Here is a 9,280-nt window from a genome sequence, read left to right as displayed (position 1 = left end):
CGCCCCCACCGCCGCCCCGGAAGGACGCCATGTCCCGTCCCGCTGCACCCCCACCCCGCTCGCCGCGCTCCGCCCGCCGCACCGTCCTCGGCCTGTTCGCAGCCGGTGCGCTGGCCGCCGGTGCGCTGCTGCCGCTGCACGCCGCGGCCGCCGACAGCGCCGCCGCGCCCGCGTTCAACTACGGCGAGGCGCTGCAGAAGTCGCTGCTGTTCTACGAGGCCCAGCAGTCCGGCAAGCTGCCCGCGACCAACCGGGTGAGCTGGCGCGGCGACTCCGCGCTGGACGACGGCAAGGACGTCGGACTCGACCTGACCGGCGGCTGGTACGACGCCGGCGACCACGTCAAGTTCGGCCTGCCGATGGCCGCTTCGACCACCATGCTGGCCTGGGGCGGCATCGCCGAGAAGCAGGGCTACACCGCCTCCGGGCAGATGCAGTACCTGAAGAACAACCTGCGCTTCGTCGACGACTACCTGATCAAGGCGCACCCCGCCCCGAACGTGCTGTACGGCCAGGTCGGCGGCGGTTCGGCCGACCACGCCTGGTGGGGCCCGGCCGAGGTGCTGCCGATGGCCCGGCCCGCGTACAAGATCGACGCCTCCTGCCCGGGCTCGGACCTGGCGGGCGAGACGGCCGCCGCGCTGGCCTCCTCCTCGATGGTCTTCGCCGACAGCGACCCGACGTACGCGGCGACCCTGCTCACCCACGCCAAGCAGCTGTACAGCTTCGCCGACACCTACCGCGGCAAGTACAGCGACTGCATCAAGGACGCCCAGGGCTACTACAACTCCTGGAGCGGCTACAACGACGAGCTGGTCTGGGGCGCGATCTGGCTCTACAAGGCCACCGGCGACAGCAGCTACCTGGCCAAGGCCGAGAGCTACTACGCCAACCTCTCCACCGAGCCGCAGTCCACGACGAAGTCCTACAAGTGGACGATCGCCTGGGACGACAAGTCGTACGGCGCCTACGTGCTGCTGGCCCAGCTCACCGGCAAGCAGCAGTACGTCGACGACGCCAACCGCTGGCTCGACTGGTGGACCGTCGGCGTCAACGGAAGCCAGGTCAAGTACTCCCCGGGCGGCGAGGCCGTGCTCGACTCCTGGGGGTCGCTGCGCTACGCCGCCAACACCTCCTTCGTGGCACTGGTCTACTCCGACACGCTCGCGAGCGACCCCGTCCGCAAGGCCCGCTACCACGACTTCGCGGTCCGCCAGATCGGCTACGCGCTCGGCGACAACCCCCGCAAGTCCAGCTACCTGATCGGCTTCGGCGCCAACTCCCCGAAGAACCCGCACCACCGCACCGCCCACGGCTCCTGGACCGACCAGCTCACCAGCCCCGTCAACAGCCGCCACACCCTGATCGGCGCCCTGGTCGGCGGCCCCAGCTCGGCCGACGACTCCTACACCGACGACCGCTCGAACTACGTCAACAACGAGGTCGCCACCGACTACAACGCCGCCTTCACCGGCGCGCTGGCCCGGCTCTACGGCGAGTACGGCGGCAGCCCGCTGGCGAGCTTCCCGCCGAAGGAGAGCCCGGACGGGCCGGAGATGTCCGTCCAGGCCTCGGTGAACGCCTCCGGCACCAACTTCACCGAGATCAAGGCCTACCTGATCAACAAGTCGGCCTGGCCGGCCCGCGCGCTCAAGAACGCCTCGCTGCGCTACTACTTCACCCTGGAGCCGGGGGTGAGCCCGAGCCAGATCACCCTCACCACCAACTACAACCAGTGCGGCACGGTCAGCGGCCCGACGCTGTACTCCGGGTCCACCTACTACGTCACGGTCGACTGCTCCAACACCGTGATCGCCCCGGCCGGACAGTCCGCCTACCGCAAGGAGGTCCAGTTCCGGATCGCCTCCGCGGGCGCCTGGGACCCGACCAACGACTGGTCGTACCAGGGCATCTCGCTGGTCCCGGGCTCGACGCCGGTGGACGCGGCCAACATCCGGCTGCTGGACGGGGGAGCGCCGCAGTGGGGCGCCGAGCCGGGCGGCACCGGCCCCTCGCCGTCCCCGTCCGCCTCCGCGTCGCCCTCGCCCTCCCCGTCGCCCTCGGCCTCGGCCTCGCCGTCCCCGTCCCCGAGTGCGAGCAGCAGCCCGAGCAGTAGCCCGAGCAGCAGCCCGTCCCAGCCGGTCGCGGGCTGCGCGGTGACCTACACCGTGGGCAGCAGTTGGGGCAGCGGGTTCACCGCAGACGTGACGGTCCGCAACACCGGGAGCAGCACCGTCTCCGGCTGGACCCTCGCCTGGACGTACCGGGGCAACGAGGTGGTCACCAACGCCTGGAACGCCAAGGTGGTCCAGAGCGGCGCGGCCGTCACCGTCACCGACGCGGGCTGGAACGGCACCCTGGCCCCGGGCGGCTCCGCCTCCTTCGGCTTCCAGGCCACCGGCACCCCCGCCGCGCTGCCCGCCTTCACCCTCAACGGCCGGGCCTGCAGCACCAGCTGAGCAGCTCCGGCACCCCGAACGCCCCCGCCCCCGCCTCCCCGCGGGGGGCGGGGGCGTTCGTGCGTGGCGGTGGCGGTGGCGGTGGCGGTGACGGGTGGAGGCGGTGACGGTGACGGGTGGGGGCGGGGGCGGTGGGTGGCCGGAAACGGTTCTGCGTGCGGGGGCGGGGGAGGCGATGGTGCGGTGGTTCGGGAACGGCCTGGGCGGGCTGGCTCAAATGCCGCTGGTGCGACGGGTAAACATCGTGCTCCGCAAGATCACCGCATCGAAGTAAATACCCCCGGCCTCGCGAGCGAGGCGCCCGTGCGGAGCACTAGCGTTCCTCAAGATCCGACCGAGGCGGCCACGAGTCCTGACGATTCGTCATCTTTTCGTCCCCCGACGAGAGTTCGCCGATAGCACCCCTCGTGGCGGACGGCTCCAGGCCGCCCGCCACCGTCCGCACGTCCGGGCGGACCCGCCCCCTCATCCCCCCAGTTAGGAGCCACGGATGCCCGACCCAGGGCTCTCCCCGTCGCCTGACGTGCCGCCGTTCCTGTCCGCCCTGACCTCGGTGCTGGAGGCCGCGGCGCGGGAGGTCGCGAGCGCGGCACCCGCCGTCGAGCCGGACGCCGCGCCCGCTGCCGCCCCCGCTGCCGCCGGTGCCGCCCCCGCGGCGTCGGAGCTGGAGCGGATCCTGCGCGGCCCCAGCGGGCTCGGGACGGGGGGCCTCCTCCTGGCCTCCCGGCTCCCCGAACCGGAGGTCCGGACCGACCCGGTGGAAGGCGTCCCGGTGGAAGGCGTCCCGGTGCCGGGCCTGTACTTCCACCCGGTCCCGGAGCCGGACCCGGTGCGCGTCGCGGAGGTCAGCCGCCGGATCAAGGACTGGGCGGTCGACGAGGTGGACCTGTTCCCGGACGAGTGGGAGGGCCAGTTCGACGGCTTCTCGGTCGGCCGCTACATGGTGGCCTGCCACCCGGACGCCCCCACGGTCGACCACCTGATGCTGGCCACCCGCCTGATGGTGGCCGAGAACGCGGTCGACGACTGCTACTGCGAGGACCACGGCGGCTCGCCGGTCGGCCTCGGCAGCCGCCTGCTGCTCGCGCACACCGCGCTGGACCCGCTGCACACCACGGCGGAGTACGCGCCGGGCTGGGCCGAGTCGCTCGGTTCGGACGCGCCGCGCCGCGCCTACCGCTCCGCGATGCAGTACTTCACCGAGATGGCCAGCCCCTCCCAGGCCGACCGGTTCCGGCACGACATGGCACGGCTGCACCTGGGCTACCTGGCCGAGGCGGCCTGGGCCGAGGCCGACCACGTGCCCGAGGTGTGGGAGTACCTGGCGATGCGCCAGTTCAACAACTTCCGCCCCTGCCCGACCATCACCGACAGCGTCGGCGGCTACGAACTCCCGGCCGACCTGCACGCGCTGCCCGCCACCCAGCGGGTCATCGCGCTGGCCGGCAACGCCACCACCATCGTCAACGACCTGTACTCCTACACCAAGGAGCTGGCCGGCCCCGGCCGGCACCTCAACCTGCCGGTGGTGATCTCCGAGCGCGAGGGCCGCTCCGACCGGGACGGCTACCTGAAGGCCGTCGAGGTCCACAACGAGCTGATGCACGCCTTCGAGGCCGAGTCCGCCGCCCTCGCCGCCGCCTGCCCGGCCCCGCCGCTGCTGCGCTTCCTGCGCGGCGTGGCCGCGTGGGTCGACGGCAACCACCACTGGCACCAGACCAACACGTACCGCTACAGCCTCCCCAATTTCTGGTAACCACCGGTAAGAAACGGACACTTGCAGATGACCACCACCGAGACCGCCACCGCCGCCGCGTTCGTCCCCGGCCCCGCGACCGCCTACCAGGGCGACATCGCCCGCTACTGGAACAACGAGGCCCGCCCGGTGAACCTGCGCCTGGGCGACGTCGACGGCCTCTACCACCACCACTACGGCATCGGCGCGATCGACACCGAGTCCCTCGGCACCCCCGAGGACAGCGAGTACGAGAAGAAGCTGATCACCGAGCTGCACCGACTGGAGTCCGCCCAGGCCGAGGTGCTCCTCGACCACCTCGGCCCGATCGGGCCCGGCGACACCCTGATGGACGCGGGCTGCGGCCGCGGCGGCTCGATGGTGATGGCCCACCAGCGCTTCGGCTGCAAGGTCGAGGGCGTCACCCTCTCCAGCGCCCAGGCCGAGTTCGGCAACCGCCGCGTCCAGGAGCTCGGCATCGCCGACCACGTCCGCTCCCGGGTCTGCAACATGCTCGACACCCCGTTCGCCAACGGCCAGATGTCCGGCTCGTGGAACAACGAGTCCAGCATGTACGTCGACCTGCACGACCTGTTCGCCGAGCACTCCCGGGTGCTCAAGGTCGGCGGCCGCTACGTCACCATCACCGGCTGCTGGAACCCGCGCTACGGCCAGCCCTCCAAGTGGGTCTCGCAGATCAACGCCCACTTCGAGTGCAACATCCACTCCCGCCGCGAGTACCTGCGCGCGATGGCCGACAACCGCCTCGTCCCGCAGGCCGTGATCGACCTGACCCCCGACACCCTGCCCTACTGGGAGCTGCGCGCCACCTCCTCGCTGGTCACCGGCATCGAGGAGGCGTTCATCGAGTCCTACAAGGACGGCTCGTTCCAGTACGTGCTGATCGCCGCCGACCGGGTCTGACCGCCCGGACGCACGCCCCCGGCCCCCGGCCCCCGGCAGGGGGGCGGGGGCCGGGGGCGTCGGGTGCCCGTCGGGCGGCGCCGCGGGAGTCAGCCCAGGTCGTACACCGCGGTGACCGGCGCGTGGTCGGACCAGCGCTCGGCGTGGGTGGCGGCGCGCTCGACGCGGGCGTCGGTGCAGCGGGCGGCCAGGCCCGGGGTGGCCATGTGGTAGTCGATGCGCCAACCTGCGTCGTTGTCGAAGGCGCGGCCGCGGTAGGACCACCAGGAGTAGGGGCCGTCCTGGTCGGGGTGGTGGCTGCGCAGGACGTCGACGTAGCCGTGCTCGTCCAGGACGCGGGAGAGCCAGGCGCGCTCCTCGGGGAGGAAGCCGGCCTTCTTCTGGTTGGCCTTCCAGTTGCGCAGGTCGGCCTCGCGGTGGGCGATGTTCCAGTCGCCGCAGACCAGCACCTCGCGCCCCCCGGCGGCCGCGCGGGCGCGCAGCTCGCCGAGGTGGACCAGGAACTCGGCCATGAACCGCTCCTTCTCGTCCTGCCGCTCGGTGCCGACCTCGCCGGAGGGGAGGTACAGCGAGGCGACGGTCAGGCCCGGCAGGTCGAGCTCGGCGTAGCGGCCGGAGACGTCGAACTCGGCGGAGCCGAAGCCGATCCGGGTGGCGTCGGGCGCGCGCCGGGAGAGCACCGCGACCCCGGCCCGGCCCTTGGCGGCGGCGGGCGCCCAGACGGCGTGCCACCCGTCGAGGCGGGCCAGCACGTCGGCGAACTGCCCGGCCTCGGCGCGCACCTCCTGCAGGCAGACCACCTCGGACTTGGTGTCGTCCATCCACTCCAGGAAGCCCTTCTTGGCGGCCGCCCGGATCCCGTTCACGTTGACAGTCGTGATGCTTTGCACGGAGCGAGGGTACCGGCTCGCCCCGGAAACCCGGCATTCCGGGCGAAGCGGGGCGCCATACCGGTTCGCGGGGGGATGCGCAAGGAACCTTCCCCATTGGTCTTGACCATCTCGCCGGACACCCCCTACTGTCACTTACTGCAAAGACCTTTAATAAAGAAGGACGGATAAAGCCCGCCTCCCCCACCTGCTGAAACGGGGAGTCGCGGTGGGCCTGTCGTCCCTCAGGGTGGAGGACACGGTGGGGCAAGGAACGCTCGCGGCGGTGGCGGAGCCGAAGTACTGGCACCTGCGCACGGTGCTGCTGCGCACCATGGACACCGAGTTCTCCACCGGCCAGGTGCTGCCCAACGAGCGGGAGCTCTCGGCGCGCTTCGGCGTGGCCCGCGCCACCCTGCGGCAGGCCCTGGACCAGCTGGAGCTGGAGGGCCGCCTGGTCCGCCGCCGCGGCATCGGCACGCTGGTGGCGGCCCCGCGGGTCGGCATCCAGGTCGGCGGGCGCGACTCCGGCCGGTCCGGTGCCGTCCACGGCGGTCAGGAGTGGAAGGTGGTGGACTGCACCACCGGCCCGGCCTCCGCCGCACTGGCCCGCACCCTCGGCCTGGCCGAGGGCGACCAGGTGCACACCGTCCGCCGCCTGCGCACCGTCCAGGGCGTGACGGTGGCCGCCGAGTCGCTGCACGTCCCCTCGGCCGCGCTGCCGCACCTCGCCGTCGTGGTCGACGGCAACGACCGCGCCCGCGGCGTGCTGCGCCAGTTGGAGCGGATCGGCGTCGACGGCGAGTCCCGCTCGGTGGAGCTGGGCGTCGCCGAGGCCCCCGAGGCCGCGCTGCTGGAGCGCCCCCCGGGCACCCCGGTGCTGGTGGTCACCACCCAGTACGCCACGGCCGGCCGGCTGGCGGCGGTCGCGGTCTCCACCTACCGGGCCGACACCTGCAGGCTGACCTTCGGCGAGTCCGGCGTGGCCGTCAAGGTCGCCACCAACGTCAAGGCCGCCGCCGTCTCCTGACGTCCCGTCACCTGACGTACCGTCAAGAGCAGACCGAGCAGACCGAGCAGACCGAGCAGACCGAGCAGACCGAGCAGACCGAGCAGACCGAGCAGACCGAGCAGACCGAGCAGACCGAGCGGGTCGAGCCGGCGGAACGGACGGAACGGCCGGAGGCGGCGCAGTCGCCGGACCACGGCAGGGCGCTCACCGAGCGGGCCGTGGCCCGCGTCCGGGTCGACCCCTCCCGCCAGGTGCTGGAGCACAACCGGTTCGCCGGGCCGTGGGTCGAGGGCCCGCTCCGCCCGCGCCCCGACCTGACGGCGTTCCCGAGCGGCCACCCGCTGCCGCCCAGCCTGCGCGCCTGGCTGGCGTACGACAGCGGCATGCTGGAGCGCCACGGCTGGTTCGACCGCAGCGGCGCCCTCGCGCCGCGCACCCTCGGCGAGATCGCCGTCGTGGAGTACGGCGAGCTGTGGGGCTCCTGCTTCGAGCCGTTCTCCGCGCTGTTCGGCGAGTGCTTCCTGCTGCCCGGCGGCTCCGACTCGCGCCGGGTCCTGTCGGTGGGCCCGCACGGCGAGCGCGACGAGCTGGGCGAGTACCCGGTGTTCGCGCTCGACGTCGACGACCTGCCGTACGCCGTCCTGATGTACCCGGGCTTCGACGTCTACCTCGCCGAGACCGCGGGCGTCCTGCCGCCCGACGACCGCCCCGGCTACGACTCGCTCAAGCACGACCCCCGGTACGCGGCCCGGATGCGGACGCACGCCCGGGGGCGGCTCAAGGGCGAGTACGACCTGCTCTGCCTGTAGCCGTCAGCGGGCGGCGGGCGGGTCGACGGCGAACAGCTGCTCCTCGACGTGGTCGAGGGCGACCCGCAGCGCGCCCATCGCGACCACGTCGGAGCCGAGCGCGGCGAGCGCGACCTCGGGCGCGCGCAGGGTGTAGCGGGCGAGCTGCTCGCGCAGCGGCTCCAGGACGCCGTCCAGGCCCGCCGCCCAGCCGCCGACCACGACGAGTTCCGGGTCGAGGGCGAGGACCAGCGCGGTGACGTCGTGGACGAGGCGGCCCAGGAAGCGGTCCATGGCGATCTGGGCGACCTGGTCGCCCTCCCGGGCGAGCCGCAGGACGCGGGCCACCGCGGCCTCGTCCAGCGGGTCGAGCGGCTTGCCGGTGGTGGACAACAGCCGTTCGGGGGTGGCCTGTTGGCCGAGCAGGTGGAGCGCGCCGATCTCGCCCGCCGCGCCGCCGTGGCCGCGGTGCAGGCGCCCGCCGATCAGCGAACCGGCGCCGGGGCTGAGCCCGGCCATCACGAACACCACGTCGCCCTTGCCGACCGCCGCGCCCTTCCAGTGCTCGGCGATCGCAGCCAGGTTGGCGTCGTTCTCGATGACCACGGGGCAGCGGAAGGAGCGGCGCAGCCGGGCGCCGAGGTCGAGGCCGGTCCAGCCGGGCATCGCGGTGCCGAGCCGGACGGTGCCGTCCCGGTCGACGATGCCGGGGGTGCCGATGGCGACCTCCCACAGGCTGTCGCGGGAGACCCCGGCCTTGCGCAGCACCTCGGCGACGGTGGTCCGGACCAGGGTGAGGCGGTCCTCGGCCTCCAGCGCCTCGTCCACCGTCTTGGCGTGGCTGGCCAGCACCTCGCCCGCCAGGTCGGCGAGGACGACCCGCAGGTCGTGGACGCCGATCTCGATGCCCAGCACGTGCCCGGCCTCGGCGCGGAAGCGGAACCAGCGGGCCGGGCGGCCGCGTTGGCGCCCCGCCTCCTGCCCGTGCTCGACCTCGGCGACCAGCCCGGACTCCAGCAGCCCCTCGATCACGCCCTCGACGGTCGGCCGGGACAGGCCGGTGTCGCCGACGAGCTGGGTGAGCGTGACGGCCTGCCCGTCGCGCAACGACCGCAGGGTGACCGCCGCGTTGATGCGCCGCAGCAGTGAGGAGTCCCCTCCGGTGAGCCGGTCCGTCAAGTCGCTGCCCTTCCGCTTCGCGCGACTGCCCTGGCGCGCGGTGCCGTGGAGCGCGGTGTCGCCCCTCCCGCCGTGGTCGGGCGGGTGCGGGCCCGCGCGGAGCCGCCGCCCGCGGACCGGCACTGTGGGGTGCCGCGATCGGGGCGTCTGCCCGGATCGTACTCGCGCGGCCCGCGGCCGGGCGAGCGTTTCCGCAGCTCATAACGTCTTCGGTATCGAAACGGTACGTCGTCCGTGATCACGGGGTGACCCGTCGTCGGTGGCGCCGCGGTGCGGCCGCGCGGATCACCGGGCCCCGCCGCGGCACTAGGCTT

8 protein-coding genes are annotated in these 9,280 nt (G+C 73.0%); 5 read left to right on the top strand and 3 right to left on the bottom strand.

Going from position 1 to position 9,280, the window contains the following annotated elements; translation table 11 throughout:
* Nucleotides 1–29 precede the first annotated feature (29 nt).
* The 3 genes from OO57_RS13545 (at nucleotide 30) to OO57_RS13530 (ending at nucleotide 5,118) form a co-directional block, all read left to right on the top strand.
* On the top strand, nucleotides 30–2,459 hold the full coding sequence (locus OO57_RS13545; protein ID WP_033252637.1) for a glycoside hydrolase family 9 protein: 2,430 nt from the start codon (nucleotides 30–32) through the stop codon (nucleotides 2,457–2,459).
* 490 nt (nucleotides 2,460–2,949) lie between these two features.
* Nucleotides 2,950–4,215 (top strand): family 2 encapsulin nanocompartment cargo protein terpene cyclase, encoded by a 1,266-nt coding sequence (locus OO57_RS13535; protein ID WP_033252635.1) that lies wholly within the window; start codon nucleotides 2,950–2,952, stop codon nucleotides 4,213–4,215.
* A gap of 27 nt (nucleotides 4,216–4,242) precedes the next feature.
* Nucleotides 4,243–5,118 (top strand): geranyl diphosphate 2-C-methyltransferase, encoded by an 876-nt coding sequence (locus OO57_RS13530; protein WP_033252634.1) that lies wholly within the window; start codon nucleotides 4,243–4,245, stop codon nucleotides 5,116–5,118.
* Nucleotides 5,119–5,207: 89 nt separating this feature from the next.
* Here OO57_RS13530 and OO57_RS13525 read toward each other — a convergent pair whose 3' ends face one another.
* Complete coding sequence (locus tag OO57_RS13525; RefSeq protein WP_033252633.1) at nucleotides 5,208–6,008, bottom strand: exodeoxyribonuclease III; 801 nt, start codon at nucleotides 6,006–6,008, stop codon at nucleotides 5,208–5,210.
* Between the two features lie 241 nt (nucleotides 6,009–6,249).
* On the opposite strand from OO57_RS13525, the gene OO57_RS13520 reads away from it, so the two are divergent.
* Complete coding sequence (locus OO57_RS13520) at nucleotides 6,250–7,017, top strand: GntR family transcriptional regulator (protein ID WP_033252677.1); 768 nt, start codon at nucleotides 6,250–6,252, stop codon at nucleotides 7,015–7,017.
* A 22-nt stretch (nucleotides 7,018–7,039) separates the two neighbouring features.
* Here the strand turns inward: OO57_RS13520 and OO57_RS43800 are convergent, their stop codons facing one another.
* Nucleotides 7,040–7,207: a hypothetical protein gene (locus OO57_RS43800; protein ID WP_158715114.1), complete on the bottom strand. Its 168-nt coding sequence runs from the start codon at nucleotides 7,205–7,207 to the stop codon at nucleotides 7,040–7,042.
* Between the two features lie 10 nt (nucleotides 7,208–7,217).
* Between OO57_RS43800 and OO57_RS13515 the strand changes: the two genes are divergently transcribed.
* Complete coding sequence (locus tag OO57_RS13515; protein WP_051777485.1) at nucleotides 7,218–7,808, top strand: hypothetical protein; 591 nt, start codon at nucleotides 7,218–7,220, stop codon at nucleotides 7,806–7,808.
* 3 nt (nucleotides 7,809–7,811) lie between these two features.
* On the opposite strand, the gene OO57_RS13510 is transcribed toward OO57_RS13515, so the two are convergent.
* On the bottom strand, nucleotides 7,812–8,966 hold the full coding sequence (locus tag OO57_RS13510) for an ROK family protein (RefSeq protein WP_033252675.1): 1,155 nt from the start codon (nucleotides 8,964–8,966) through the stop codon (nucleotides 7,812–7,814).
* Between the last annotated feature and the right edge of the window lie 314 nt (nucleotides 8,967–9,280).

Origin of the sequence: Kitasatospora phosalacinea (assembly GCF_000717185.1) — a bacterium.
Taxonomy (GTDB): domain Bacteria; phylum Actinomycetota; class Actinomycetes; order Streptomycetales; family Streptomycetaceae; genus Kitasatospora; species Kitasatospora phosalacinea_A.
Note: the sequence above shows the minus strand (reverse complement) of the source record. Positions and strands in the feature narration are given on the sequence as shown.

What these genes read in the sequence shown, in the direction of transcription:
- OO57_RS13535 (WP_033252635.1), top strand. Translation starts at nt 2,950, where the DNA reads ATGCCCGACCCAGGGCTCTCCCCGTCGCCTGACGTGCCGCCGTTCCTG.
- OO57_RS13530 (WP_033252634.1), top strand. Translation starts at nt 4,243, where the DNA reads ATGACCACCACCGAGACCGCCACCGCCGCCGCGTTCGTCCCCGGCCCC.
- OO57_RS13545 (WP_033252637.1), top strand. Translation starts at nt 30, where the DNA reads ATGTCCCGTCCCGCTGCACCCCCACCCCGCTCGCCGCGCTCCGCCCGC.